This is a genomic window from Desulfatitalea alkaliphila, from assembly GCF_022968795.1.
GTDB lineage: Bacteria > Desulfobacterota > Desulfobacteria > Desulfobacterales > Desulfosarcinaceae > Desulfatitalea > Desulfatitalea alkaliphila.
The window spans coordinates 97,671-123,121 of sequence record NZ_JALJRB010000002.1; the positions used below are offsets into that span (position 1 = coordinate 97,671).

Genomic DNA, 25,451 nt, shown 5'->3' on the forward strand with positions numbered 1-25,451 from the left:
GTGCAACCCATTCCCAATCAAGGAGTCTCCATGCCCCTCAGCGAACCGCTGCACCAGGCCGGGGAACATCCCCGCGATTACGCACGTCTTTGGAAAGAACGTTCCGGCGGCAAGGTGGTCGGTTATTTTTGTTCCTACACGCCCCAGGAATTGATCTCCGCGGCCCGCGCCTTGCCCTTTCGCATTTGGAGCAGCGGCGCCGACATCAGCCGCGCCGACAGCCACCTGCAGGCCTACAGTTGCAGCCTGGTGCGCGGCGCCTTGGAGGATGCCCTGGCCGGCCGGCTCGATTTTCTGGACGGCGCCGCCTTTCCCCACACCTGCGATTCCATCATGCGGCTGTCGGACATCTGGCGTATGAACACCCATTTCGGGTTCCACGCCGACCTGGTGATGCCGGTCAAGTTGAACACCGACAGCGCCGCCGAATACATGACCGCCGTACTGCACCGCTTTCGGAGCGATCTGGAAAAGGGGCTGGGCGTCAACATCACGGATCAGCGCCTCCACGAGGCCATCCAAGACTGGAACCGGGTGCGGCGGCTGTTGGGCAGCCTCTACGCCCGCCGCGCCGGCGATCCCTCGTCCCTGGGCGCCGCCGAACTGCACCAGGTGTTCCGGGCGGCCATGGTGATGGAGCCGCGGGCATCGGCGCGGGCACTGGAAGCCTTGATCCACAGCCTGCCCGCCGCCAAGCCGGATCGACGCCCGGCAGGGGTGCCCATTATCCTCAGCGGCGGCTTGTGCGGCATGCCCGACATCCACCAGGTGGTGGAAGCGGCCGGCGGCCGGGTGGTGTGGGACGACTTCTGCACCGGCGCCCGCTATTTCGAAGGCCTGGTGGACGAATCGGAAGAACCCGTTGCCGCCCTTGCCCGGCGACTGCTGACCCGCGTGGTCTGCCCGGCCAAGCACACCGGCATCCACAGCCGCGGCCACTACCTGCTGGACAAGGTGCGCCAACAAGGGGCCAGGGGGGTCGTCTTTCTCTACCTCAAATTCTGCGATCCCCACGCCTTCGACCACCCCTACTTGAAAGCGATGCTGGATGAGGAGGGCATTCCCAGCATGCTGATCGAAGTGGAGGACGCAACCGGGGCGGAGGGGCAGTTGCGGACGCGGTTGGAAGCATTCATGGAGATGGTTTGACCGGCTGCGCCGGTAGTTTTAAGTGTTAAGTGTTAAGTTTTAAGTTGAAGGATTGGGGTCGTTTGGATGGGGTGGGTGAATAGCGTTTTGTGGTGGGAAGGAGATGGGTGATGGGTGAGGATGGGCGGGTTTTGGATCCGGATAGGGAGAAGCGGAAGATCAAGGCCGATAAGCGGATGCGGGAGATCATGGCCGAATACTACATCGAGGCCAAGACCCCGCGCGAGCAGCGCGGCAAGCCAATTGCCTGGATCACCAGCGGCGGTCCCGTGGAGCCGCTGCACGTGATGGATGTGATTCCCGTCTACCCGGAGAACTACGGCGCCATGATCGGGGCTTCGAAGATGGGAGTGGGCTTGTGCGAAACGGCCGAAGAGATGGGCTACAGCCGCGATCTGTGCTCCTACGCGCGAGCGGACATCGCCAGCGCCACGGTCAACGGCGGGCCCATCGGCGGACTGCCCGAGCCGGACATGCTGATCTGCTGCAACAACATCTGCGGCACGGTGCTCAAGTGGTACGAAGTCCAGGCCCGCTATTTCAACGTACCGCTGTTCATCTTCGACACTCCCATCACCCACACCCGTTTCGACGACGACATGCGCCGCTATGTCAAGCGCCAGAGCAAGGAGTACATCGCCTTCCTGGAGCGGGTGTGCGGCAAACCCTTCGACCAGGACCGCATGAAGGTGGTGGGCGAACTCTCCCTGGAGGGACAGGCCCTGTGGCAGGAGATCCTGGAGACCACCATGCACAAGCCGGCCCCCATGACCTGCTTCGACGCCTTTTTTCATCTGGCCATGATCGTCACCCTGCGCGGCACTCAAACCGCGGTGGATTACTACAAAATGCTGCTGGCCGAAATGCGCGAACGGGTGGCGCAAGGTATCGGCATGCTGGCCGAGGAGAAGTACCGCCTGGTGTGGGACAACATCCCCATCTGGTACCGCATGCGCTGGCTTTCGGAGAAGTTCATGGCCCGCTCGGCCTGCCTGGTGGCCGACACCTACACCTCCGGCTGGACCGGATGGCTGCCCGGGGCCGACCGCAATGACTTCCTGGGCTTCATGGGCGAGAGCTACGCGCGCATCTTCCTCAACAGCGGCACCGACCTGATGGCCGAAAACATCCTGCGCATGGTGGAGAAGTACCATGCCGACGGCGTGGTGTTTCACTCCAACCGCAGCTGCAAGCCCTATTCATTAGGGCAGTACGACATCCAGCGCATCGTGCAGGAGAAGATGGGTATCCCCACTTTGATGATCGAGGCCGATATGGTGGATGAGCGCAGTTTTGCCGAGAGTCAGATAGATACACGGATCGATGCGTTTATTGAGATGTTGGGATAAGAAGAAAAGTTTTAAGTTTTAAGTGTTAAGTTTTAAGTTGAGGTATTCTGGCGGTTATATTGGGTGGAGAGGTGATGGGGTTATGGTGAGTGTTGGGGTGGATGTGGGGTCGATTAGTGCCAAGGCGGTGGTGATGGGGGTAGGTGGGGTTTTGGCCGCCGATGTGATGTTGACCGGTTATAACAGCCGTGGCGCCGGGCGGCAGGTGTATGAGCGGGTGCTGGCGGCCACGGATCTGCGGCCGGAGCAGGTGGACCGGATCGTTGCCACCGGGTACGGTCGCAACAGCATCGACTTCGCCCACAAGGCGGTCACCGAGATCACTTGTCACGCCGCCGGCGCTTACTACTTGGATGCGGCCGTACGCACCATCATCGACATCGGGGGCCAGGACAGCAAGGTGATCGCCCTGGACGCCAAAGGCAAGGTGCGGGATTTTGCCATGAACGACAAGTGCGCCGCCGGCACTGGCCGTTTCCTGGAAGTGATGGCCCGCGCCCTGGAGTTGGACCTGGACGCCTTCGGCGACCTTTCCCTGGCGGCCGAGCGCGCCGCGCCCATCAGCAGCATGTGTACCGTCTTCGCCGAATCGGAAGTGATCTCCCTGATCGCCAAGGGCGAAGAGCGGGCCAACATCATCGCCGGCATCCACGCCGCCATCGCCGCCCGGGTGGCGGCCATGGCCAAACGGGTCGGCCTGCGCCCGACGGTGATGATGACCGGCGGCGTGGCCCGCAACGCGGGCGTGGTCAAGGCGCTGGCAGCCAAGCTGGAAATCCCGCTGGTCGTCTCGGAACAGGCCCAGGTCACCGGTGCCCTGGGCGCGGCCATCCTCGCCGCCGGCCTTGGATAGGGCGGCGTCATGGCCTTCTGCAAAACCAGCGACGGGTGTTCCATCTACTACGAAGTACTCGGAGAAGGTCCCGGCAAGCCTACCCTCACCCTGATCAACGGCACCCTGCAAACCACCATCAACTGGAAGCCGGCCGTCAAGGCGTTGACCCGGCAGTTCCGCCTGCTGCTCTACGACACCCGGGGCCAGGGGGCCAGCGACCTGGGACAGCAACCCCTCTCCCTGGAGCTGCACGCCCGTGACCTGGAAGAACTGCTGCTGGAGACCGGCATCCGCCAAACGGCCGTGGCGGGCCTCAGCCACGGCGCGCGGGTGGCCCTGGCCCTGGCCCAACGATCACCCGACCCCATCACCCGGCTGGTGCTGTGCAGCCTCTCCACCCGCGCCACTTTCCGCGCCCGCATGATCGTGCGCTCCTGGCACGAAATCCTGCAGCGCCACAGCCTGGACGCCATGGTGTGGGCCGCCGTGCCCCACGTCTTCGGCCGCGCCTTCCTGCGGCAGAACGAAAAGCAGTTGGAGCGCATCGTCCAGACCATCGTGCGCCGCAACCAGAGCGATGCCCTGCGCGCCCACCTGGCGGCCCTGCAGCACTACCCGCCGCTGTCCGGCACCCTGAAACCCCTGCCCTTTCTTTCACTGGTGCTCACCGGCGAAGACGACCCCCTGGTCACCCGCGAGGGTGCCGAAGAGATTGCCCGCATCATTGGCGGTCGCCACGTGGAGCTTCCCAATGTCGGCCACTCCCTTGCCGCCGAAGCCCCGGAAATCTTCGTGGACATTGTGAACGGCTTCTTGGAATTCGGAATTCGGGGACGTCGGAATTCGGGGACGGGAATTCGGGGACGTACATGAAAATATGAATTTTTTGAACCCCAAAAAAATTCATATTTTCATGTACGTCCCCGATTTGGCCTAGTTTCATGTACGTCCCCGATTTGGCCGATTTGGCGTCCCCGGTTTTGCTACACCCACCGCACCGCATCGGGCGAATAGGCGAGGCGGGCTTTGTTGCCGGGGGTGAAGTGGCCGGTGGCGGCCATTTCAGGGGGTAGATAGGCGGTGAAGGGGGTGGCGCCGACGGTCAGGGAGACGCTGATCTGGCCGCTGGTTTTTCCAAGGGCCAGGGCGGTGATGGTGCCTTCCACGACGGCCGTGCCCGGTGGGAGCGGATCGGTGAGGGCGTGGAGGGTGAGGTGGCGGGCATCGAGGGCGGCGATGTCGCTTTCGGCCGCACCGGCGGGCGGCGGATCGAGGGTGAGCCACTGGTCCCGGCCCAATGGCGCGGCCAGGCGCCGGTTCTCCCCGGGTTGCCAGGGGCCGAACACCAGGGTGAAGTCGCCCCGGCCCAGGATTCTACCCTGGAACAGGTGCACGGTTTCGTCGCAGGTGTCCTGCAGCCAATGGTGGTCGTGGCTGGTGACGATCAGGCAGGTGCCCCACTGCCTATGGGCGTGCAGGGCGGCTGCCTGGATCATCTGGGCGCTGGCGCTGTCCACGCTGGCGGTGGGTTCGTCCAGCAGCAGCACGCGGGGGCGCAGGACAAGGCGCGCCGCCAGGGCCACCCGCCGGGCTTCGCCGCCCGACAGGGCGAACCAGGGCCGTTGGGCGAAGGCATCGGGGTCCAGCCCCACCAGGCCCAGGCTCTCCCCCACCCGCTGCCGGATGTCGCAGCGCACCCGGCCGATACGCAACCCGTAGGCCACGTTTTTATAAACCGTGCGCCGCAGCATGTACGAGGCCTGGGGCAGCAGCACCACCCGGCCGCGCACGGCATCGGCATAGGGTTCGGCCGGGCGCCCCTGGTAGTGAATGGTGCCGCGCACGGGCCGTTCCACGAACCCCAGCAGCCGCAGCAGAGTGCTTTTGCCGCTGCCGTTGGGACCGCACAAGCCCACGATCTTGCCTTCCGGCACCTGCCACGCATCGATGGTCAGCACGGTGCGGCCGGCGTAGGCCTGAAGGATCCGGTGCAACTCGAACAGCGGCATGAGGGTTTATTTCCTTCGCAGAAAGGAGACCGCCGCGTTGGCGCCGAAGGCGATCAGCAGCAGCACCAGGCCCAGGGCGATGCCCATGGCGAACATGCCCTTGCTGGTTTCCAGGGCGATGGCGGTGGTGATGGTGCGGGTGTGCCACTTGATGTTGCCGCCCACCATCATGGAGATGCCCACCTCGGTCATCACCCGGCCGTAGGCGGTCACCCCGGCGGCCAGGATGCCGTGGCGGGCCTCCCAGAGGCTGCCGGCCAGCAACTGAGCGCGGCTGGCTCCCAGCGAGAGGAGGCTGGTGCGCAGTTCGGCGTCCATGCTTTCAACGGCGGTGGCCGTCAGGGCGATCACCACGGGCAGGGCCAGGATGGTCTGGCCGATGGCCACCCCCGGCAGGGTGAAAAGCAACCCCATCTGGCCCATGGGGCCTTGCCGGGACAGGAAGGCGTACACCATCAGGCCGATGAACACCGTGGGCAGGGAGAGCAGGGTGTCCACCACCAGGCGGGCCTGGCGCTTGCCGGGAAAATCGAAATGGCCCAGGCAGAACCCCAGGGGAATGCCCATCAGCAGGCTGGCGGCCATTGCCATGCTGGACACCTTGACCGTGGCCGCCACCGCCGAGTAGGTCTCCGGGTCGCCGCCGACCAACAGCCGCAGCGCCTGAATGACCCCCTGAAGGATGAAATCCATGCCGCGTTCTATTCGGCATCCGGAAAGAAGAGCGGCTGGCCCATCAGCTTGAAGTCAGCGATCAGGGCCTGCCCCCGTGTTCCGGCCATCCATTCGCCGAAACGGTTCGCCAGGTCCCCCTTGACCTTGGGGCAGCGGTCGGGGTTGACGCTGATCACGGCATAGGGGTTGAGCAGGGCGGCATCGCCCTCCACCAGAATCACCAACGGCGGTTGGCCGCCCTTGTCGTGGGCGTACTTGATGAAGGTGCCCCGGTCGGTCATGGTGTAGCCGTTGCGTTCGGCCGCCATGTTGATGGTGGTCAGCATCCCCTGCCCGGCCTGGATGTACCAGGATTCCCGCTCGGGTACCGGCCGGTCCGCACGGGCCCAGAGGGAAAGCTCCTTTTTGTGGGTGCCGGAATCGTCTCCACGGCTGACAAAAACCGCTTTTTGATCGGCAATGGCCGTCATGGCCGCGGCCACCCCCTGTCCCTTGGTGCCGGCCGGATCCGCGGCAGGCCCGATGATGACGAAATCGTTGTACATGACGGGTCGCCGATGGATGCCGAAACCGGCTTCGACAAAGGCGATCTCCGCCGCGGGGGCATGCACCAGCAAAACATCCACATCGCAGTTGCGGCCCAGTTCGAGGGCTTTACCGGTTCCCGTGGAAGTCCAACGCAGTTCGATGCCCGTTTCCTCGGTGAAGTGGGGTGCCAGATAGTCCAGCAACCCGGTGTTGTCCGTGCTGGTGGTGGTGGCCATCATCAGCACTTCGCCTTCGGCGGCCGCCGCCGCCGGCAAACCAAGAATCGCCGCAACGCACAACAGCGCCAACAGCCGCCCGATGCTCCATCTTCGCTTCATAGCGTCCTCCTTGCAGTGGTTGAACCCGTCTAAAGCCGTTGCCGACCGTCACCATGACCGTCGGCACGGCGAATTGGCCTATGCTTCCGCCGCCTTGGGCGCCTGGGGGAAAATGATCTTGCCGCTGATGGAGGTGTCGTACCCCTGGAAAGCGGCGGCCGATGCCTGAAAACGCGTTTCGTGCAGCAGACCCAGGAATTGCTGCATGGCCTTGTCGAAAAAGCGCTCCTTGTGCATCAGCAGGTCGTAGCGTTCCCAGCGCCAGGGGATGAAGTCGAGCCCCAACTGTTCGGCCACCGGCTGAATCGCCGGCCCGGCGTCGGCCTGGCCCTTGAGCACGGCCAGCCCCACATCCATGTGCCGTTGGCACTCATTGTCATACCCGTCGATGCGGCCCGGGGCCAGGTCCGCCGCCTTGAGCTCCCGGTCGAACAACTGCCGGGTGCCGGTACCCAGCTTGCGGTTGACCACCCGCAGCCCCGGCTGTCCCAGGTCCGCGGTGGCGCGGATGCGCCGGGGATTGCCCTTGGCCACGATCAACCCCTGGTGGCGCCGGCAGAAATTGACCACCACCGGGGCCGGCTGGAGAAATTGCTCGGCGATTTCGAAATTGTATTCGCTGCCGTTCTCCTGCAGCAGATGGCTGGTGGCGATGTGGCACAGGTCCTGTTTGAGGCAACGGATGCCGCCCAGGCTGCCCAGGTTGCCGAACACCGCCAGGTTGTCGGGGTAGAGGCCGTTGAAAACACCGATCATCTGCTCCAGCAGGGGATCGTTGCTGCCGGCGATCACCAGCAGCCCCTCGCTGGCGGGCATCGCGCCGGCCGTCGGTTGGAGGTTGATGGTGTGGGCCTCCACCCAGCGATCCACCAAATGACGGGGAAAGAGCCATTTGCCCGTCACCTTGGAGGCGGGCAAGCCCTTTTCGGAGATCAGGGAATAGATCATCTTTTCGTTGACCCCCAGATGGGCGGCCACCTCCTTGGTGCTCATCAACTGGCTCATGGCGCGCATCCTCCTCGCTGCGACATCGTGCTGAAAATGGAGTCAATTATGAACGGTGAAGGTGAGTTGTCAACAGGTTTGCATTTGCAAAACCAATAACTACCAAAGACAACCTGTAATAACGATTAGCCGGCGCAAAGGGGTGGCCTTCGGCGGGCGCGGATGCGCTGGGGGAGGGAGGTGGACGGCCGTCGGCACTGTGCGGGTTCTCAGACCGACAGCTTGTCCGACCGCAGGGCGTAGGCCGCCAGGGTACCGGCGATGAAACCCGCCGCCAGATTGGAAGCCAGGGTGATGCCCACCACCAGAATGGGCACGAACAGCTCCTTGCGGGTGTTCATGTCCAGCAGGGTCAGGCTCAGCTGGGCACCGGCGAATACCAGCAACACCCCCAGGGCGGCCATGGGCAGCAGGTGGATGATTCCCATCAGGTGCGGCCCCAGCAGCAGCGCCAGCAGGATGAAGAGGACACCGATGATCAGGTTGGAACCGCCACTGCGGGCACCGAAACGGTAGCGCGAGGCCAGCCCCCCCGCGCCATGGCACATGGGCATGCCGCCCAGGCAGAAGCTGAGCAGGTTGCCGAGGGCCATGCTGAGGCTCAAGGCCCGGTAGGTGACCCGGCGGCCGTCCCGGGGAAAGTATTGCAGCGACAGGTCGGCGTTGGCCACCACCGCGTTGCCCACGGTCATGGGCATCTGGGGCAGCACCAGCACCATCAAGGCGAAGGTGAGATCGCTCACCGAAGGCAGGCCGAAGGGCAGCAGGGAGGGCCAGTACAAGCCGGGCCGCATTTGGGCCAGCCCCTCGCGAGTGCCGAACAGAAGGCCGATCGCCATACCGGCGCCGACGATGACGATGGCGGCCGGCAGCCGTTTGTTGTCCAGCAGCATCAGGGTCGCGGCCCCCAGCGCGGCGCCGATGATCAGACCCAAAGGAACCGGCCCCATGGCCTGGATGGCGAGGTAGGGTTCCCCCGCGCCGTGCATGGCCTGGAACGGAGAGGTGCCCAGCATCAGCTTGACCCCCTGGGTGACCAGCAACACCCCCGTGGAGAGTTGTACGCCACGAATCACGGGCCGGGGGATGGCCCGGCCGATGACCGTGATCAGGCCGGTGCCGCCGATCAACAGCAGCACCAGAAACGTCCACAGGGTGGCGGCCTGGATCTGGGCGGCGCCGATGCCCGTGGCCACGGCGTAGGCGCCGATCACCTTCATCGGCTCCACGGGCACGGTGACCCGGAAATAGAGACCGCATCCGATGTAAAAAAGACCGACGGCCAGAAAAAGCCCCAGGGGGTGCAGGCCGTTGATCAGGATCATGCCGATGGCCAGGGGCAGAATCGTGCCCAGGTCCCCCAGGGAGCCGGCCAATTCCAGGCGGTTGAAAAGGAAAGGCGGGTTGTGGGCGGCTTTTTCCGTTGAAGCGGTTTCCATGCGCTGATCCATGGCATGCTCCTCGTTGGGCGTTGGGGGAGGCCCTTTATACCGGATGCTTGTCGTTGGTTGCAACGCAGGTCGCTCCGGTCATGATAGTTACGAATATCATCTTTATCGTGATAATACGATGTCCAACCACGATCGTCAAGACCAAGATCGGATCCAGATCCGGGATGGGGCCCAACACCCATTGCGCCGAATGCCGCCACCCAGCCTGGAGGGTACCGTATTGACATCGCCCGCCGTACCTTCTAAGCATGGAACATAGCGCGCAAGGGACCGCAATGGATCACCCATCTCCAGGATCCACCACCGACAAGAGGCTTGTATGGGCGCCAAAAACGATGCCGATCCTGAAATCGCCCTTCCTGGCGAACCGCCGTCACCTTCGGTTCCCGGGACCGCGGCCAAAGGCCGCATCCACTCCATGCCGGGTTCGGAAAAATGCCTCGACCCCATCCAGCTGGAAGCCCTGGAGCGCGCCTTCAGGGAATGGCGGCATGACTCTCCCCGGGCGGATATCAGAAGCGCCCGCCATCGGGTGCTGCTGATCTTCCTGCTGATCCGCTACACCGGCGCCAAACTCAGCGAGGTGCTGGGCCTGGATCTGCAACAGGACGTGGACTGCGAACGGAGAACGGCGCTCTTGCGCCGCGGTGACAGCCGCGCGGCCAAGGCACAGCGCCAAGTGCCGCTGCCGGCCGCTCTCTGCGACGACATCCGCCGGTACCTGGACCACGCCCGCGCAACCGATGCACCCACGCGGTTGGCGGTGGATCCCGGTTTCGTGCGTCGTAAATTCTACGAGCGGGCCGAGGCCTGCGGCCTGGCAAAGGCGTTGGGCGCGCCGGAGGTGCTCCGCCGATCCCGCGCGGTGGAGCTGATGCAAAACCACATGCCGTTGCCGGCGGTGCAGATGCTCCTGGGACACGGCACGCCCAATCTGACCTCCGCCTACGTCACTTTTTCCGAAGCGGAGATGGAACAGGTGACCCGCACTTTCATGGAAAAGGAGGGGGTGCGGCGCACCAGCGCCCGCAACTCTTTTTACGGCAAGGTCCGCTCCATCCAGCAAGACGCCGTGCAGTCCATGGTGGAGCTGGCCACCATGGGCGGCCACCTCATCCGATCGGTCATCACCAACCACAGCGCACGCCGGCTCGGCCTGCAACCGGGCAAAACCATCACGGCCGAGGTCAAGGCACCTTGGGTGATGCTGCACAAAGGCGCGGCGGACCCGGCGTCATCGGCCGACAACGCCCTGCACGGCACGGTGCGGGCCATCACCCGTGCGGCGGTCAATGTGGAGTACATCGTGCGGCTGGCGGATGAAACGGAGGTGTGCGCCATCGTGACCCGCACAGCCGACGCGCGCCTGGAGCTTTGCGAGGGTGATCCGGTGACGGTGCTTTTCAGCAGCTTTGCCGTGGTCTTGCTGGCCGAGTGAAACCGAGTGGCGGGCCGGGGCGATTCATGATAAACAAGCCGTAACAACCATCCCGTGTACAGCCGCCCGCGCGGGCACCCCAAAGGAGCACAGCCACCCATGAGCAAACTGATCAAAGAGCCTTCGGAAACCGGCCGCCTGCATATCGACACGCCCCTGATGGGCGCATCCCTGGTGAGCAAGGAGCTGTTGAAACGCACCGAGGCGAGCAGCTATTTTCGCATGCACCCGGATATCAACGTGATCAAGATCGGTGGGCAAAGCATCATGGACCGCGGCGCCAAGGCGCTGCTGCCCATCCTCGATGCGTTGATCGAAGCCAAGGAAAACCACAAGATCCTGTTGATGACCGGGGGTGGCACACGCGCGCGCCACGTCTACAACATCGCGGTGGATCTGGGCATGCCCACCGGGGTGCTCTCCAAGCTGGGGGACAAGGTTTCCTGGCAGAACGCGGAAATGCTTTCCGTGCTGTTGGCCAAGCACGGCGGCGTGAAGATCGGCCACGGCGACAACCTGGAACAGCTCACCATGTTCTGTCGCCTGGGCTATCTGCCCATCACCTACGGCGTGCCGCCCTACGGATTTTTCGAGCACCCCGCCGAACACGGCTCCATTCCGCCCCACCGCACCGATTGCGGCGCCTTCCTGCTGGCGGAAAACATCGGTGCCCGCTCCCTGATCTATCTCAAGGACGAGAAAGGGCTCTACAGCGCCGATCCCAAAACAACCGATCCGGCCGGTCTCACTTTCTACGACCGCATTTCGGCACGGGAGCTCTTGGCCCTCGATCTGGACGACCTGATCATCGAACGCCCCATCCTGGCGCTTCTGCAGCGCTCCAAGTGCCTCAAGGAGCTGCAGATCATCGACGCGCTGCGCCACCCGGAGCACATCGCCGCGGCGCTGAACGGGGAGCATGTGGGCACCATCATTTACCAGGAACCGGACCCGTCGTCACAACCGGCGGCCTGACGCCGGCGCGGCCGTTCAGTCGGCCGTTTGGCCGCCGCCGTTGCGCTCGCCCTTGCCGGCTTGCAGATAGACCGCCTCGGCGCCGCTGGCGGCGCAGATCTGCTCCAGTTCTTTTTTGCGCACATGGCGGGCGTACAGTTTCACGTCGCCGCCGCTGACGCCGACGACCCGAAAACGGGGTTTTTTCTCGCCCTTTTCGATTTTGCGCCGTTCGCGTACAAAAATTTTGGTGGTCATAACGCCCTCCTGTGGTATTGTCACCATGGGTTTATTGATAACTGAAATAATATATCCTACAAAGATATATGTCAAAAGAAAACACATCGCGCAAACGCACCAAAAGCATCGGCGGCCGCAAGGGCGAACGCTACATGCAACCGTCCATCCTCATGACCTTGAAGCAGGGGCCGACCTACGGGTACGAGCTGATTCAGAACATCAGCCGGTTCGCTTTCATCCGTGGCAATGCGCCCCCCGGCATGGTGTACCGGCATCTGCGGGAAATGGAGGAGAGCGGCCTGGTGGTGTCGGAATGGAAGACCGATGAGGGGGGGCCGGCCAAGCGCATTTACCGGCTGACCCCCGACGGGGAAGAGGTGCTGGGCTACTGGATCGATTACATGGAGCAACTGGCGCGCAAGATGCTGGCGTTTGTGGAAATGTATCGCGAACAGGTCAGCGGGCGGCGGTCTTGACGGCCCCGGCGCATTGCGGCGTATCGAGCCCCCGGCCGTGTTTGCGTTTTTTCGCGTGCAGGTTGCGCCAGAGCCCCGGCGCTTCGCAGCCGACCAGCAGCACCGGGCCCCGCGCCATATGCATGGGACGCAGCCAACCGTTGGTCAGCACCCTGTCTTCCGGGGCGGGCGCGGGGGCATCACGATCCACCGCCATGACCCGAATGCCGCGCGTACGCAACTGAGCGACACTGACCTCGGCGGGTGTGTCCCGCAAGCCATCCAGCTCGATATAGCGGCCGAGCCACCCCTCGGCCGTCAAACCGACGGCCGCCGCCGCCCCGATGATGCCGTCGTCGGTGCCGCCGTGCCCGGAGAGGTGGGCCGCGCCGGCCGCCGCCGTCGCCTGGGATCGGGTGCACACACGGTGGGTGCAGGCCCTGCCGAAGGCCATCAAGCCCGGCAGTGCCGGATCCGATTCGGTCACCACGCACAGGCCCGGATCGCTGCCCGGCACCGCATTGTCCACAATGGTGCGAACGGCCTGGTCGATCACCGCGGGCAGCAGCGCCGCGGCGGCCACATCGGCCAGGATGCAGGCAGCGCTGTTGTGGGAAGTGTAGGCAATCTCCGGGGAGACCAGCAATTGCTGGCGCACCACCCCTTGGCAACGGCACCCGTCCGGCAGGGCGGCGCTGAGCCAACGGGCCAGCTTGCCGGTGCCGAAGGGGGCGTCAATGGTGTCGGTGTCGTCCAGTCCGATGTAGATGCGCATGTTCATTCACTCGATAACGTTCAATACCGCAGCCGGCCGGCGGGACGGCCCCCGATGGTCCGCCGGCGCGGGCGGCCCCATGCCATGGGGCCGCGCGGGCACAAGCCTGCATAGCTACTATTGTCGCCGGAAGCTGTCAACCCGATTCCTCGGATGGCGGGTCCTGCGGTCCTTCCGGCAGGCGGTCCGCCATCAATCCTTCGAAAAAGCGGTCCGATTCCGCGATCACCCGCGCGTGCAGCCGGTCGAATCCGTCCATCAGCGACTCGCCGAAAGGGGTCAGGCGCGAACCGTTGCCATCCCGCATCACCAGGGGCCGGCCCAGGCGCTCTTCCGATTTGCGGATGCGCATCCACACCGCCCGGTAGCTCATTTTCAGGGCCTTGGCGGCGGCATTCAACGATCCGGTGCGACGCACCAGATCGAGCATGCGGTAGCGACCCAGACCGAACACCACCTTTCCCCCCTCGTCTTCGATCCAGATTTTGGACCGCATCCGAAAGCGGACCTCATGTGAGCACATGACCTTTCCTCCTGTTCACCAAAAACCTGAATGCGCTCCTGAGTCATCCAAGGTCATTCCAGACACTTTCCGACAGCCGAATGACGCGACGGCGTCCATGACGACACTTTCCGACTATATCATTATTGACACAACGCCGCGCTTTCGATAGATCCTTGGCAAACAGGGACCTTTTCGCGGTCGCCCCTGCACGTACCGCCCACCCGGCAAAGACCGTCGAATGCCCGTTGCTTCACAAACGTCAACCGTTCCGGCGTCGGATCAGGAAATGATACCATGGGCACCATAGACCAAAACGTCCGCCGGCTCAATGATGACGAGCGGCGTGGTGCACCCACGGCGCCCGGGCGCACCCGCGGCACGGGCGCCCGCCGCTTTTCGTCGGCACTGAAGGGGGATCGACCATGAAGGCCATTGCCGTGGAAAAGGCCGTGGGCATGGTGCTGGGCCACGACGTGACCCGCATCGTGGCCGGCGGCGAGAAAGGCCCCGCCTTTCGCAGGGGCCACGTCATCCAGCCGGGGGACATCCCTTTGCTGCTGGATATCGGCAAGCGCCATGTGTTCGTGGCCGATTGCTCTCCCGGGATGCTGCACGAAGATGAAGCGGCGCGGCGCCTGGCCCGCGCCGTCGCCGGTCCGGGCCTGGACGCCACCGAGCCCTGCGAGGGCCGCATCAACCTGAAAGCGCGGCACGCCGGGCTGCTCACCATCGATGTACCGGCGTTACAGCGCTGCAACGGTCTGGGCGAAATCGTGGTGACCACCCGCCACACCCATCGCCCGGTGGCGTCCGGACAGGCGGTGGCCGGGTTGCGCGTGGTGCCCCTGACCATCGCCGAAGAACGCCTCGCGGCGGCGGAAACCCTTTGCCGAGAGGCGTTTCCCCTGGTCCAGGTGCGCCATTTCCGCCCCCTTCCCGTGGGGATGGTCACCACCGGCAGCGAAGTCTATTCGGGCCGCATCGCCGACACCTTCGGCCCGGTGGTGCGGGAGAAATTCGCGGCCATGGGCTGTCCCATCCTGCGCCAAATTCTGGTTTCCGACGACACCGCCATGACCGCCGAGGCCATTCTGACCTTGATCGGCGAAGGCGCCCGCATGGTGGTGGTCACCGGCGGCATGTCGGTGGACCCCGATGACCGCACCCCGGCGGCCATCCGCGCCGCCGGCGCCCAAGTCACGCTTTACGGCGCACCGGTCTTTCCCGGCGCCATGTTCCTGCTGGCCCATATCGGCGAGGTGCCGGTGCTGGGGTTGCCGGGTTGCGTGATGTACTACCGCGCCAGCATCTTCGACCTGATTGTGCCCCGCCTGCTGGCCGGCGTGCCGGTCTGCAAGGAGGACATCACCGCGCTGGGCCACGGCGGCTACTGCGCCGGCTGCGCCGAATGCCGTTTTCCGGATTGCGGCTTCGGCTGCGGCTGACATCCAGGCGGACAACCGATCCACGAAACCTTACATATAAAGGAGAAACGATCATGCTGAAACGCAAACTGAAGATCAACGGCGTGGTTCGGGAAGTGATCGCCGATGCCGATCAGAGCCTGGCCAACGTGCTGCGCGAGCAAATGGGCCTGACGGGCACCAAGATCGGCTGCGGCCAGGCCCAGTGCGGTTGCTGCAATGTGCTCCTGGACGACAAGCTGGTGCGCTCGTGCGTCACCAAGATGGCCAAGGTGCCCGACGGCGCCGCGGTAATCACCGTGGAGGGGATCGGCGATCCGGAAAATTTGCATCCCATCCAGCTGGCATGGATCGCCCATGGCGGCGCCCAGTGCGGCTTCTGCACACCGGGGTTCATCGTGTCGGTCAAGGCCCTGCTGGACGAAAACCCCGATCCCACCCGCGAGGCGGTGCGCGACTGGTTCCAGACCCATCGCAACGCCTGCCGCTGCACCGGCTACAAGCAGCTGGTGGATGCCGTGATGGATGCGGCCAAGGTGCTGCGGGGCGAAATGGCGGCCGAGGAGTTGCTGTTCAAAATGCCGGCCGACGGCAGCATCTGGGGCGGCAACTACCCGCGGCCGAGCGCCGTTGCCAAAGTCACCGGCACCCTTGATTACGGGGCCGACCTGGGCCTGAAGATGCCGCCCGACACCCTCTTTCTGGCCCTGGTGCAGGCCGAGGTCTCCCACGCCCTGATCAAGGGGATCGACACCGGCGAAGCCGAAAAGATGCCGGGCGTGGTCAAAGTGGTGACGGCCAAGGATGTGAAGGGCAAGAACCGCATCACGGGTCTGATCACCTTCCCCACCAACAAGGGCGATGGCTGGGACCGACCCATTTTGTGCGACGAAAAGGTGTTTCAGTACGGCGACGCCATCGCCATCGTCTGTGCCGAAAACGAATACCAGGCGCGGCGGGCGGCGGAAAAGGTGAAGGTCGAGCTGGAAGAGCTGCCGGCCTACATGAGCGCGCCGGCGGCCATGGCCGAAGATGCCATGGAGATCCATCCCGGCACGCCCAATGTCTACTTCGAGATTCCGGTGGTCAAAGGTGAAGACACGGCGCCCTTGATGCAGTCGGCGGCCCACACGGTGGAAGGGGAGTACTACCTGCAACGCCAACCCCACCTGACCATGGAAACCGATGTGGGGCTGGCCTATTTCGATGAGGCGCAGCGGCTGACCATTCACTCCAAGAGCATCGGCATCCATCTGCACCACGCCATGATCGCGCCGGGCATCGGGGTGGCGCCGGACAAGCTGCGACTGGTGCAGAATCCGACCGGCGGCACCTTCGGCTACAAATTCAGTCCCACCATGGAAGCCCTGCTGGGCGTGGCCTGCCTGGCCACCCAGCGGCCGGTCTACCTGCGCTACGACTACCACCAGCACATCACTTACACCGGCAAACGTTCCCCCTTCTGGATGAAGCTCAAACTGGGCGCCGATGCCGACGGCAAGATCGTGGCCATGGAAAGCGATTGGTCGGTGGATCACGGGCCCTATTCCGAGTTCGGCGACTTGCTCACCCTGCGTGGCGCCCAGTTCATCGGTGCCGGCTACGGCATCGCCAACATCCGCGGCCTGGGTCGCACGGTCTGCACCAACCACGCCTGGGGGTCGGCCTTCCGGGCCTACGGCTCCCCCCAGAGCTTCTTCGCCGGCGAAAGCCTGATGGACGAGCTGGCCGCCAAGACCGGCATCGATCCTCTGGAGTTGCGGGCGCGCAATGTTTACCGGCCCGGCGACACCACCCCCACCGGCCAGGAACCGGAGGTGTTCTCCTTTCCCGAAATGGTGGACAAACTGCGCCCCCTGTACAAAGCCGCACGGGAAAAGGCCGCGGCGGAAAGCACCGCCGACGTGAAGCGCGGCGTGGGCATCTCTCTGGGCATCTACGGCTGCGGGCTGGACGGGGCCGACAGTTCGGACATCAGCGTGGAGCTCAACGCGGACAACACCATCACCCTCTATTGCAGCTGGGAAGACCACGGACAGGGCGCCGACATGGGGGCCCTGGGCACGGCCCACAAGGCGCTGGCCCCGCTGGGCCTGGCACCCGAAAAGATCCACCTGGTGATGAACGACACGGCGTTGACCCCCAACAGCGGACCGTCGGGCGGCAGCCGCCAGCAGGTGGTCACCGGCAACGCCATCAAGAACGGCTGCGAGATGCTGCTGGCCGCCATGCGCAAACCCGACGGCACCTATCGCAGCTACGATGAGATGGTGGCCGAAAACATGGCGTTGCGCTACTCCGGCAAGTGGACCGCTTCCGTCTGCACCAACTGCGATCTGCAAACCGCCCAGGGCGCGCCCTTCTCGGTCTACATGTACGGCATGTTCATGGCCGAGGTGGCCGTGGAGGTCGCCACCGGCAAAACCAGTGTGGAAAAATTCACCGCCGTGGCCGATGTGGGCAGCATCAACAACCGCTTGGTGGTGGACGGCCAGATGTACGGCGGCATCGCCCAGGGCATCGGCCTGGCCCTCAGCGAGGATTTCGAAGATTTGAAGAAACACACCTCCCTGCGCGCCTGCGGCCTGCCCTACGCCAAGATGATTCCGGACCGGATCGACCTGATCTATGTGGAAACGCCGCGGGAGCACGGCCCCTTCGGCGCCGCCGGGGTGGGTGAGTTGCCGCTGACCGCCTCCCATGTGGCGGTGATCAACGCCATCGACAACGCCTGCGGCGCCCGTGTGCGCCATCTGCCGGCACTGCCCGACAAGGTGCTGGCGGCCATGAACGGCTGAGGCACCACCCCTTGCGCCGGCGGGACCGCAGGGCCCCGCCGGCGCTGTCTCTGGATGCGAGGACAGCCCCATGGACCAGAGGGAACTGCGTCAATGGGAGGCGCGCTGTATTCAAGAGGAACCGTCCGAGTGCACGGCGGCTTGCCCCCTGCACCTGGACGTGCGCGGCTTGATCGGCCACCTGCGTGCAGGCAACTGGAACGCCGGCTGGCAGCTGCTGCACCGCGCCCTGCCCCTGGCCGGTTTGCTGGCGCGGGTGTGCGACGCGCCCTGCGAGGCCCACTGCAAACGCAACCCCCTCGGCGGCGCCATCCGCATCGGCGCCTTGGAGCGGGCCTGCGCCACGCAGGCCGACAACACCTATCCGGCCCCGCCGGCCCTTCCCCGCAAGGGAAAACGCGTGGCCGTGCTGGGCGACGACTGGAGTGCGCTGGCGGCGGCCTGGGACCTGTGCCGCAAAGGGTATGCGGTCACGCTCCATGCCCCCGGCCGGGAACCGGGCGAACGCCTTACAGAGCGCCACGATCATCGGCTCACCCCGTCCCTGCTTGAAACCACCTTGTCCTCGATGGCCGGCTGGGGCGTGACCTTTCAAACCATGGCCGCCGACCCGCCGCGCGCCTTGCTGGAGGAACTGCAACAGGGTTGCGATGCCCTGTTCGTGGATCTTGCGGTGCTGCCCCGTCCCGCGCTGGATCTGGAAAGCGGTCCCGACGGAACCGCGGCGTTCGCCCCCAAGGCCCACACCACCCGGGTGCCCGGTGTGTTCGCCGGCGGAACAGGGTCGAGCACCATCCTGCGCGCCGCCCACGGGCGTTGGGCCGCGACCGCCATCGACCGCTTCCTGCAGCAGGTCTCGCTGACGGCGGGACGCGAACGGGAAGGGCCCCTGTCCACCCGGCTCCACACCCCCGTGGATCAAGTCGTCCCCGCGCCGCCGGTGGCGGCGCGGGACCCACGTCAGGGCTATGACGCCGACGAGGCGATGGCCGAATCCCGGCGCTGTCTGCAGTGCGAGTGCCTCGCCTGTGTGCGGGTGTGCCCCTACCTGGAGACCTTCGGGGCCTATCCGCGCAAATACGCCAGGGAGATCTACAACAACGCGGCCATCGTCATGGGGAACCACTCGGCCAATCGTTTGATCAACGCCTGCAGCCTTTGCGGCCTGTGCGAGGCGGTCTGTCCCGAAGGGTTCGCCATGCAGACCCTTTGTCTCAACGCGCGGCAGGCCATGGTGGACAGCGGTAAGATGCCCCCTTCGGCCCATGCCTTCGCCCTGGCGGACATGGCCTTCAGCCAGGGCGACGCCTTTTTCATGGTGCGCCACGCCCCGGACGCCGCGCAAAGCACCCATCTGCTGTTTCCCGGCTGTCAGCTCTGCGCATCGGCACCGGAGCAGGTGGCGCGCCTCTACGACCACCTGCGGGCCCATCTGGCCGGCGGCGTGGGCTTGGCCTTGGGCTGTTGCGGCACCCCGGCCCACTGGGCGGGCCGCCGGGCCGAGCGGGATGCGGTGCTGGACCGCTGGCGCGGGGAGTGGGCGGCCATCGGGCGGCCCCGCATCCTCCTGGCCTGCAGCACCTGCCACCGCATGTTCCGCGATTTCTGGCCCGAAGCGCCCATTGAATCCTTGTGGCAAACATTGGCCGCCCTGCCCGAACCGGCCGCATCATGCCCCCCCGGCGGCGGCCCCCTGGCCATTCACGATCCGTGCACCACGCGGGACCAGCCGGCCGTGCAGCAAGCGGTGCGCGGCCTGCTGGCGGCGCTGGGGGTTGCGATCACGGAATTGCCGCTGTCCGGGGCGCTGACCGAATGCTGCGGCTTCGGCGGCCTGATGGACAACGCCAACCCGGCCATCGCCCGCACCGTTACGGAACGGCGCGCAGCCATGAGCGAACAGGATTACCTGGCCTATTGCGCCATGTGCCGCGACCGGCTGGCCGCCGTGGGCAAGCGCAGCCTGCACCTGCTGGACCTGTTCTTTCCCGATGGCACCGATGCGGCGGCCCGACCGCGGCCGGGGTGGTCCCGGCGCCGCGAGAACCGTGCCCGGCTCAAGGCGGACCTGCTCGAGCGATTGTGGGGCGAAACGCCGCCGGCCGACCCGCCGCACCGCCGCATCCCGCTGACCATGGCCCCTGCGGTCCAGGCGACACTGGAGGAGCGCCGTATTCTCATCGACGAAGTGCAACAGGTGATCGCCCGCGCCGCAACGGACGGCCCCTGGTTCCGCCACCCGAAGGACGGCCGCCTGCTGACGGCCGCGCGCCTCGGCCACGCCACCTATTGGGTGTCGTATGCGCGCCGCGACCAAGGCCATGCGGTGTTCGGCGCCTACAGTCACCGCATGGTGGTGGCCGACGTTGCAGCGGCGACGTCGCAAGGCACCCCCGCCGACATCCCCATGGAAGGCATGGATTGGCGCTGCGCGGCCTGTGATACGCCTTTGGCGGCGGGAGAAGTGACCGTGGAATACCTGGACAACCGTTTCACCACCCGGATGCCGAGTTGCCTGCACTGCGGCCGGGCGTTGGTGTCCGAAACCCTGGCGCTGGGCAAAATGGCCGAGGTGGAAAGCATTCTGGAGGACAAGTGATGGCCCTTTCCCAAGCGGTCCCTTTTTACCAATCCGACGCCCTGCGGACGGTGGCCGGTCCGGCCTTGCGCCCCGGTGGGCTTGCCCTGACCGACCGGGCGGTCTCCTTTTGCAAAATGGCGCCCGGAGCGCGGGTGCTGGATGTGGGATGCGGCCCGGGGGCCACGGTGGACCACCTTCGCCGCCATTACCGACTGGCGGCCATGGGCCTCGATTGCACCCCGGCGATGCTGGACGAGGCGCGCCGCCGCTGCGGCGCCGCTTGCCTGATCAGGGGCCGCGCCGGCGCCTTGCCGTTTGACAATGGGGCCCTGGCGGCCCTCTTCGCGGAGTGCGTGCTGAGCCTGCTGCCTGTCGCGCCGGCGGTGCTCGCCGAATGGCACCGGGCGCTGGCGCCGGGCGGTTGGCTCGTGGTGTCCGACCTCTATCGGCGGAACGGCATCGGACCGCCGCCGGGCGGCGCTCTGCAGGGCTGTGTGGCCGGCGCCCTGAACGGCCCCGCGGTACAGGCGCGGATCGTCGAAGCCGGCTTCCGGGTCTACCTCTTCGAGGATCACAGCCCTTTGTTGCGACAGCTGGCGGCCGAGCTGGTATGGCACTGCGGCTCCCTGGCGGCCCTCCGGCAAGCGGGCTGCGGCGGCCCGGGCGGATTCCGACCGGGCTATTTTCTCCTGGTGGCCAGAAAGGGAAGATGGTGACATGAATGACCGCATGGTGCAGTTCATGCGTTGGGGACAGCAAGGCTACAGCTGCGGCCAGATCCTTTTCCTGCTGGCCTTGGGCGGTACATCCGCAACCAACCCCGGACTGGTGCGGGCCATGGCCGGCTTGGCCTACGGCGGCGGCTCGGGCCGCGGCACCTGCGGCGCCCTGAGCGGCGGCGCCTGCCTGCTGGCCTTTTTTTCCGCCGCTACGCCCGATGCCGACCAACCCTCCGATCGGCTGCCGCTGATGCTCAATGAATGGACCGACTGGTTCGCGGCACGGACGGGTCAAGACACCGGCCCCATGGCCTGCGATGACCTGGTGGGGCCCGGCGGACCGGCCGCGGCCCGACAAGGATGCGCGCTGCTGGTCAGCGACACCTATGACCAGGTGGTTTCCATCCTGGCAGCGCACGGATTGTGGGCATGAACGGTGGCGCAGCCGATAACGGCGCCACCGCCAGTCTCTGCCCCGTCTGCCTGAAGCACTTGCCGGCGCGGCGGGTGCACCGGGACCGCGGCATCTATCTGGAGAAACAGTGCCCGGATCACGGCGCCTTTGCCGCCCTGATCTGGCAAGGTCTCCCGGAAATGGCCGGCTGGCGGCGGCCGAAAATCCCGACGCACCCGGCCACGCCCGGACACCCGGTGGAACACGGCTGCCCCTTCGACTGCGGTCTCTGCCCTGAACATCGCCAGCGCTCCTGCACCATTCTCCTGGAGGTGACGCCGCGCTGCGACCTGGGCTGCCCGATCTGCTACGCCGCCTCGGGGCCGGACGGCGCGGACCCGCCTGTGGAGCGCATCGCCACCTGGTACCGGCTGGCCCGCCGGTTCGGACCCGGCGCCAACATCCAACTCTCCGGGGGCGAACCCACCCTGCGCGACGACCTGCCCGAACTGGTGGCCCTCGGGCGGCAATCGGGCCTGCCCTTCATCCAGATCAACACCAACGGCCTGCGGCTGGCCCGCGAACCGGGCTATGCCGAAACACTCAAGGCAGCCGGTGCCGGTTCGATTTTCCTGCAGTTCGACGGGGTTGACGACACAGTGTACCGCACCCTGCGCGGGCGCCCGCTGTGGGCGGAAAAGCAGGCGGCCGTGGCGGCCTGTGCACGGGCCGGACTGGGGGTGGTGCTGGTGCCCACCCTGGTGCCGGGGGTGAACACCCATGCCGTGGGCACCATCCTGGAAACCGCCCTGCGGTGGCACCCCACCGTGCGCGGGGTCCATTTCCAGCCCATCAGCTACTTCGGCCGCCACCCCGGCGCACCCACCGATGAACAGCGGCTCACCCTGCCCCAACTGATGCGCCTCATGGAGCACGCAACCGCGTGCCTTTTCCGGGTGGACCACTTCCGCCCACCGGGATGCGAGCACTCCTTCTGCTCGTGCCACGCCCAGTATCTCATCGCCGCCGACGGCCGGCCCCGGCCGCTTATGGCCGCCCCTCCGGTCGCCACGCCGCCGCCCATCCGGGCCGAAGAGGGGGCGGCCAGGGCCATCGCCGCGGTCGCCCGGCAGTGGGCCGCCCCACCGGCCGCCGCACCAACCGCCTGCGGCTGCACGTCCGAAGGGCAAGGCCGTTGCCATGGGCATGCCGGCGACCTGGACGCCTTTCTGGCAACGGCTCGGGAACGCACCTTTTCGGTGTCGGCCATGGTTTTCCAGGATGTGTGGAATTTGGACCTGGAACGGGTGCAGCAGTGCTGCATTCACATCATGGCACCCGACGGCCGCCTGGTGCCCTTTTGCCTCTACAACCTGACCGCCGCCGACGGCCGGCCCCTCCACCGCCCATGAGACCTTTGCCCCGCACCACCCCCCTGGAACCCTGGATCGCAGGCCGCATCGGTCTGGCCCGCGGGCAGCGGCCCACCCCGCAACGGCTGGCGGCCGCCCAGCTGCAACGGCTCAACGCGGTCCTGGCCTTGGCCGCGCGTCACAGTCCGTTTTACCGCCGCCGCTGGCAAGGGGTGCCCCCGCGCATCGAGCGACTGGATCAAATGCCCCGACTGCCCTTAACCACCGCAAAGGACCTGCAGGAGGACCCCTTGCAATTTCTGGCGGCGCGCCGCGCTGAAGTGGCACGCGTGGTGACGTTGCACACCTCGGGCACCAGCGGCACGCCCAAGCGGCTCCATTTCAGTGCAGCGGACCTGGCCGACACCATCGCCTTTTTCCGATACGGCATGGCGACCCTGGTTCCGCCCGGCCGCAAGGTGCTGATCCTGCTGCCCGGCGAACGGCCCGACAGCGTGGGGGATTTGCTGCGTCGGGCCCTGGCCGCCATGGACATCGGCGGCATTGTGCATGGCCCGGTGACCGATCCGGAAGCCACCTTGGCCACCATCCGCGACCAGGGCATCGATGCCCTGGTGGGTGTCCCGGTCCAGGTGCTGGCCTTGGCGCGGCACCCGCAAGGCGCGCGCCTGCCCGCCGGCACCCCGCTGAGCGTGCTGCTGACCACGGACCACGTTCCGCCGCCCGTGGTCCGTGAGATCCGGCGCATTTGGGGTTGCGAAGTGTTCCAGCACTATGGCATGACCGAGATGGGCTACGGTGGCGCCGTCTCCTGCAGCGCGCACGACGGCTACCACCTGCGGGAAAGCGATCTGCTGTTTGAAATCGTCGATCCGGTCACCGGCGGCCCCCTGGGGCCGGGTCGCACCGGGGAAGTGGTGTTCAGCACCCTGACGCCCCGGGCCATGCCCCTGATCCGGTACCGTACCGGCGATCTGGCGGCCTGGCGCGACACGCCCTGTCCCTGCGGCACCGTGCTGCGGCGCATGGGCTGGGTGCAGGGGCGGCGCCAGGCGGCCGTTCGCCTTGCCGACGGTATTCGGCTGACCTTGACCGACTTGGACAATGTCCTTTTCGATCTGCCCGGCGTGGTCGATTTCGATGCCGCCCTGACCCGTTTCAAAGAGGGCGACCAGCTGCGCATCCGGCTGTACGCGGCAGCGGGCCTCCCGCCGCCCGACGGCCACAGCGCCGCCGCGGCATTGACGGGTATCCCAGCCGTCCGCGCCGCCCTTGCCGGCGGCGTCATGACAGCGCCGCGAATCAGCGTGGCCCAGTGGCCGTCGCCGCGCGCGGCGACGGCCAAGCGCACCATCCAAGACCTGCGGGTTTAAGGAGCGACCATCGTGACATCCATCGTCGAAACCGTTTTCCAATACCTCAACCGTGGCGAACCGGTTGTCCTGGCCACCATCATCCGTCAACAGGGCGCCACGCCCCGTAAAGCCGGCACCCGCATGGTGGTGGCACCGGACGGCCGTTTTCACGGCACCATCGGCGGCGGGCTGCTGGAAGCCCGTGTTGTCGACCGCGCCCGTGCCATGCTGCCCGACGCGCCGGCCTGCATCGAGCGTTTCGATCTGGACAGCACCGACGCGGCCGCCATGGACCTGATCTGCGGCGGCGGCCTCGAAGTGCTCTACGATCCTTTGCGGCCGACGCCCGAAACCATCGCTGTGTTTCAGCGCCGCGCGCAATGGGACCCGAAGGCGCGGTCGGCCCTTTTCATCACCTTGATCCGACGGCGGGGCGAGCAGGTGAGCCAAATCCATCATGCCCTGGTGGCGCACGACGGTCGGGTCCACGGCACACTGCCCGTGGACGACGCGGTGCTGCAAGAGGCACGCCGTGCCGCGGCGGCGGCCGGCGCCATGACCACCCTGACGATGCAGGACGGCGAGCTGCTCCTGGAGCCGATCCGGCCGCCCTGGCGGGCCATCGTGGTGGGCGCCGGCCACGTGGCCCAACCCACCGCCCATCTGGCCGCCCTGGTGGATTTCCAGGTCACGGTGCTGGACGACCGGGCGGCCTTCGCCAACCAACACCGCTTTCCCGATGCGCACCGGGTGGCGGTGGTGCCCGACTTCGCGAACCTTTTCCGGAATCTGCCCGTGGACCGCCACACCTTCATCATCATCGTCACCCGCGGCCACCTCCACGACCAGGCGGTGCTCGCCCAGGCCTTGCGCACCCCGGCCGGCTACATCGGCATGATCGGCAGCCGGCGCAAACGGGACGCCATCTATGGCCGGCTGCTGGAACAGGGCGTTGCGGCGACCGACCTGGACAGGGTCCACTGCCCCATCGGCCTGGAGATCGCCGCCGAGACACCTACGGAAATCGCCGTGAGCATCGTGGCGGAAATGATCACCGCCCGACGTCGACCCACGGCACACCCGAACGGGGAGGAGTGAACG

24 protein-coding genes are annotated in these 25,451 nt (G+C 66.0%); 16 read left to right on the plus strand and 8 right to left on the minus strand.

What is annotated here, in order from left to right; translation table 11 throughout:
* Positions 1–30 precede the first annotated feature (30 nt).
* The 4 genes from MRX98_RS02360 (at position 31) to MRX98_RS02375 (ending at position 4,206) form a co-directional block, all read left to right on the plus strand.
* Positions 31–1,149, plus strand: coding sequence for a 2-hydroxyacyl-CoA dehydratase subunit D (locus MRX98_RS02360; protein ID WP_246902690.1), 1,119 nt, complete (start codon positions 31–33; stop codon positions 1,147–1,149).
* 110 nt (positions 1,150–1,259) lie between these two features.
* The gene (locus MRX98_RS02365) at positions 1,260–2,498 is read left to right on the plus strand and encodes a 2-hydroxyacyl-CoA dehydratase subunit D (RefSeq protein ID WP_246902692.1); all 1,239 of its coding nucleotides are present in this window, start codon (positions 1,260–1,262) and stop codon (positions 2,496–2,498) included.
* Between the two features lie 82 nt (positions 2,499–2,580).
* On the plus strand, positions 2,581–3,351 hold the full coding sequence (locus MRX98_RS02370; protein WP_246902694.1) for an acyl-CoA dehydratase activase: 771 nt from the start codon (positions 2,581–2,583) through the stop codon (positions 3,349–3,351).
* A gap of 9 nt (positions 3,352–3,360) precedes the next feature.
* Positions 3,361–4,206 carry an alpha/beta fold hydrolase gene (locus MRX98_RS02375; protein ID WP_246902695.1) on the plus strand — a complete coding sequence of 282 codons (846 nt, stop codon included), beginning with the start codon at positions 3,361–3,363 and terminating at the stop codon, positions 4,204–4,206.
* Positions 4,207–4,316: 110 nt separating this feature from the next.
* Here the strand turns inward: MRX98_RS02375 and MRX98_RS02380 are convergent, their stop codons facing one another.
* The 5 genes from MRX98_RS02380 to MRX98_RS02400 form a co-directional block, all read right to left on the minus strand.
* Positions 4,317–5,342, minus strand: a complete 1,026-nt coding sequence (locus MRX98_RS02380; protein WP_246902697.1) for an ATP-binding cassette domain-containing protein — start codon at positions 5,340–5,342, stop codon at positions 4,317–4,319.
* A 6-nt stretch (positions 5,343–5,348) separates the two neighbouring features.
* The gene (locus MRX98_RS02385) at positions 5,349–6,035 is read right to left on the minus strand and encodes an ABC transporter permease (RefSeq protein WP_246902699.1); all 687 of its coding nucleotides are present in this window, start codon (positions 6,033–6,035) and stop codon (positions 5,349–5,351) included.
* An 8-nt stretch (positions 6,036–6,043) separates the two neighbouring features.
* Positions 6,044–6,883 (minus strand): ABC transporter substrate-binding protein, encoded by an 840-nt coding sequence (locus MRX98_RS02390; RefSeq protein WP_246902701.1) that lies wholly within the window; start codon positions 6,881–6,883, stop codon positions 6,044–6,046.
* A 78-nt stretch (positions 6,884–6,961) separates the two neighbouring features.
* Positions 6,962–7,888, minus strand: coding sequence for a helix-turn-helix transcriptional regulator (locus MRX98_RS02395; protein ID WP_246902703.1), 927 nt, complete (start codon positions 7,886–7,888; stop codon positions 6,962–6,964).
* A 209-nt stretch (positions 7,889–8,097) separates the two neighbouring features.
* Positions 8,098–9,339, minus strand: a complete 1,242-nt coding sequence (locus MRX98_RS02400; RefSeq protein ID WP_246902705.1) for a putative sulfate/molybdate transporter — start codon at positions 9,337–9,339, stop codon at positions 8,098–8,100.
* A gap of 319 nt (positions 9,340–9,658) precedes the next feature.
* Between MRX98_RS02400 and MRX98_RS02405 the strand changes: the two genes are divergently transcribed.
* Complete coding sequence (locus tag MRX98_RS02405) at positions 9,659–10,777, plus strand: TOBE domain-containing protein (RefSeq protein ID WP_246902707.1); 1,119 nt, start codon at positions 9,659–9,661, stop codon at positions 10,775–10,777.
* Between the two features lie 99 nt (positions 10,778–10,876).
* The gene (locus MRX98_RS02410; RefSeq protein ID WP_246902709.1) at positions 10,877–11,752 is read left to right on the plus strand and encodes an amino acid kinase family protein; all 876 of its coding nucleotides are present in this window, start codon (positions 10,877–10,879) and stop codon (positions 11,750–11,752) included.
* Positions 11,753–11,767: 15 nt separating this feature from the next.
* Here MRX98_RS02410 and MRX98_RS02415 read toward each other — a convergent pair whose 3' ends face one another.
* On the minus strand, positions 11,768–11,989 hold the full coding sequence (locus MRX98_RS02415; RefSeq protein ID WP_246902711.1) for a hypothetical protein: 222 nt from the start codon (positions 11,987–11,989) through the stop codon (positions 11,768–11,770).
* Between the two features lie 68 nt (positions 11,990–12,057).
* Between MRX98_RS02415 and MRX98_RS02420 the strand changes: the two genes are divergently transcribed.
* On the plus strand, positions 12,058–12,447 hold the full coding sequence (locus MRX98_RS02420; protein ID WP_246902713.1) for a helix-turn-helix transcriptional regulator: 390 nt from the start codon (positions 12,058–12,060) through the stop codon (positions 12,445–12,447).
* Here the strand turns inward: MRX98_RS02420 and MRX98_RS02425 are convergent.
* Both MRX98_RS02425 and MRX98_RS02430 read right to left on the minus strand, forming a co-directional pair.
* Complete coding sequence (locus tag MRX98_RS02425) at positions 12,428–13,201, minus strand: hypothetical protein (RefSeq protein WP_246902715.1); 774 nt, start codon at positions 13,199–13,201, stop codon at positions 12,428–12,430. The genes MRX98_RS02420 and MRX98_RS02425 overlap by 20 nt on opposite strands.
* Before the next feature lie 136 nt (positions 13,202–13,337).
* Positions 13,338–13,724, minus strand: coding sequence for a winged helix-turn-helix domain-containing protein (locus tag MRX98_RS02430; protein ID WP_246902717.1), 387 nt, complete (start codon positions 13,722–13,724; stop codon positions 13,338–13,340).
* 276 nt (positions 13,725–14,000) lie between these two features.
* Here MRX98_RS02430 and MRX98_RS21930 point away from each other — a divergent pair, with 276 nt between their 5' ends.
* The 9 genes from MRX98_RS21930 (at position 14,001) to MRX98_RS22130 (ending at position 25,448) form a co-directional block, all read left to right on the plus strand.
* A complete protein-coding gene (locus MRX98_RS21930; protein ID WP_281432156.1) occupies positions 14,001–14,132 on the plus strand; it encodes a hypothetical protein in 132 nt (43 codons plus the stop codon).
* Positions 14,129–15,151: a molybdopterin-binding protein gene (locus tag MRX98_RS02435; RefSeq protein ID WP_246902719.1), complete on the plus strand. Its 1,023-nt coding sequence runs from the start codon at positions 14,129–14,131 to the stop codon at positions 15,149–15,151. Before MRX98_RS21930 ends, MRX98_RS02435 begins: the two co-directional genes overlap by 4 nt.
* Positions 15,152–15,204: 53 nt before the next feature.
* A complete protein-coding gene (locus tag MRX98_RS02440) occupies positions 15,205–17,928 on the plus strand; it encodes a molybdopterin-dependent aldehyde oxidoreductase (protein ID WP_246902721.1) in 2,724 nt (907 codons plus the stop codon).
* 70 nt (positions 17,929–17,998) lie between these two features.
* Complete coding sequence (locus MRX98_RS02445) at positions 17,999–20,527, plus strand: pyridine nucleotide-disulfide oxidoreductase/dicluster-binding protein (protein ID WP_246902723.1); 2,529 nt, start codon at positions 17,999–18,001, stop codon at positions 20,525–20,527.
* Complete coding sequence (gene trsM / locus MRX98_RS02450; RefSeq protein ID WP_246902725.1) at positions 20,527–21,225, plus strand: DVU_1556 family methyltransferase; 699 nt, start codon at positions 20,527–20,529, stop codon at positions 21,223–21,225. Before MRX98_RS02445 ends, trsM begins: the two co-directional genes overlap by 1 nt.
* 1 nt (position 21,226) lies before the next feature.
* Positions 21,227–21,661, plus strand: coding sequence for a DVU_1555 family C-GCAxxG-C-C protein (locus MRX98_RS02455; RefSeq protein ID WP_246902727.1), 435 nt, complete (start codon positions 21,227–21,229; stop codon positions 21,659–21,661).
* Positions 21,658–23,034 (plus strand): radical SAM (seleno)protein TrsS, encoded by a 1,377-nt coding sequence (trsS, locus tag MRX98_RS02460; RefSeq protein WP_246902729.1) that lies wholly within the window; start codon positions 21,658–21,660, stop codon positions 23,032–23,034. The genes MRX98_RS02455 and trsS overlap by 4 nt, the downstream gene beginning before the upstream one ends.
* Entirely contained in the window at positions 23,031–24,368 is a 1,338-nt protein-coding gene (locus MRX98_RS02465; protein ID WP_246902731.1) for a DVU_1553 family AMP-dependent CoA ligase, read from the plus strand. The genes trsS and MRX98_RS02465 overlap by 4 nt, the downstream gene beginning before the upstream one ends.
* Before the next feature lie 12 nt (positions 24,369–24,380).
* The gene (locus MRX98_RS22130) at positions 24,381–25,448 is read left to right on the plus strand and encodes an XdhC family aldehyde oxidoreductase maturation factor (protein ID WP_246902733.1); all 1,068 of its coding nucleotides are present in this window, start codon (positions 24,381–24,383) and stop codon (positions 25,446–25,448) included.
* The last annotated feature ends 3 nt before the right edge of the window (positions 25,449–25,451 follow it).

Bases quoted from the DNA above. Each gene is read 5' to 3' on its own strand.
- MRX98_RS02415 (WP_246902711.1), bottom strand. From the start codon at position 11,989: ATGACCACCAAAATTTTTGTACGCGAACGGCGCAAAATCGAAAAGGGC.
- MRX98_RS02435 (WP_246902719.1), top strand. From the start codon at position 14,129: ATGAAGGCCATTGCCGTGGAAAAGGCCGTGGGCATGGTGCTGGGCCAC.
- MRX98_RS02420 (WP_246902713.1), top strand. From the start codon at position 12,058: ATGTCAAAAGAAAACACATCGCGCAAACGCACCAAAAGCATCGGCGGC.
- MRX98_RS02390 (WP_246902701.1), bottom strand. From the start codon at position 6,883: ATGAAGCGAAGATGGAGCATCGGGCGGCTGTTGGCGCTGTTGTGCGTT.
- MRX98_RS02365 (WP_246902692.1), top strand. From the start codon at position 1,260: ATGGGTGAGGATGGGCGGGTTTTGGATCCGGATAGGGAGAAGCGGAAG.
- trsS (WP_246902729.1), top strand. From the start codon at position 21,658: ATGAACGGTGGCGCAGCCGATAACGGCGCCACCGCCAGTCTCTGCCCC.
- trsM (WP_246902725.1), top strand. From the start codon at position 20,527: ATGGCCCTTTCCCAAGCGGTCCCTTTTTACCAATCCGACGCCCTGCGG.
- MRX98_RS02375 (WP_246902695.1), top strand. From the start codon at position 3,361: ATGGCCTTCTGCAAAACCAGCGACGGGTGTTCCATCTACTACGAAGTA.
- MRX98_RS02395 (WP_246902703.1), bottom strand. From the start codon at position 7,888: ATGAGCCAGTTGATGAGCACCAAGGAGGTGGCCGCCCATCTGGGGGTC.
- MRX98_RS02410 (WP_246902709.1), top strand. From the start codon at position 10,877: ATGAGCAAACTGATCAAAGAGCCTTCGGAAACCGGCCGCCTGCATATC.
- MRX98_RS02400 (WP_246902705.1), bottom strand. From the start codon at position 9,339: ATGGATCAGCGCATGGAAACCGCTTCAACGGAAAAAGCCGCCCACAAC.
- MRX98_RS02425 (WP_246902715.1), bottom strand. From the start codon at position 13,201: ATGCGCATCTACATCGGACTGGACGACACCGACACCATTGACGCCCCC.
- MRX98_RS02465 (WP_246902731.1), top strand. From the start codon at position 23,031: ATGAGACCTTTGCCCCGCACCACCCCCCTGGAACCCTGGATCGCAGGC.
- MRX98_RS02405 (WP_246902707.1), top strand. From the start codon at position 9,659: ATGGGCGCCAAAAACGATGCCGATCCTGAAATCGCCCTTCCTGGCGAA.
- MRX98_RS02370 (WP_246902694.1), top strand. From the start codon at position 2,581: ATGGTGAGTGTTGGGGTGGATGTGGGGTCGATTAGTGCCAAGGCGGTG.
- MRX98_RS02455 (WP_246902727.1), top strand. From the start codon at position 21,227: ATGAATGACCGCATGGTGCAGTTCATGCGTTGGGGACAGCAAGGCTAC.
- MRX98_RS02380 (WP_246902697.1), bottom strand. From the start codon at position 5,342: ATGCCGCTGTTCGAGTTGCACCGGATCCTTCAGGCCTACGCCGGCCGC.
- MRX98_RS02430 (WP_246902717.1), bottom strand. From the start codon at position 13,724: ATGTGCTCACATGAGGTCCGCTTTCGGATGCGGTCCAAAATCTGGATC.
- MRX98_RS02440 (WP_246902721.1), top strand. From the start codon at position 15,205: ATGCTGAAACGCAAACTGAAGATCAACGGCGTGGTTCGGGAAGTGATC.
- MRX98_RS02445 (WP_246902723.1), top strand. From the start codon at position 17,999: ATGGACCAGAGGGAACTGCGTCAATGGGAGGCGCGCTGTATTCAAGAG.
- MRX98_RS02360 (WP_246902690.1), top strand. From the start codon at position 31: ATGCCCCTCAGCGAACCGCTGCACCAGGCCGGGGAACATCCCCGCGAT.
- MRX98_RS02385 (WP_246902699.1), bottom strand. From the start codon at position 6,035: ATGGATTTCATCCTTCAGGGGGTCATTCAGGCGCTGCGGCTGTTGGTC.
- MRX98_RS21930 (WP_281432156.1), top strand. From the start codon at position 14,001: ATGGGCACCATAGACCAAAACGTCCGCCGGCTCAATGATGACGAGCGG.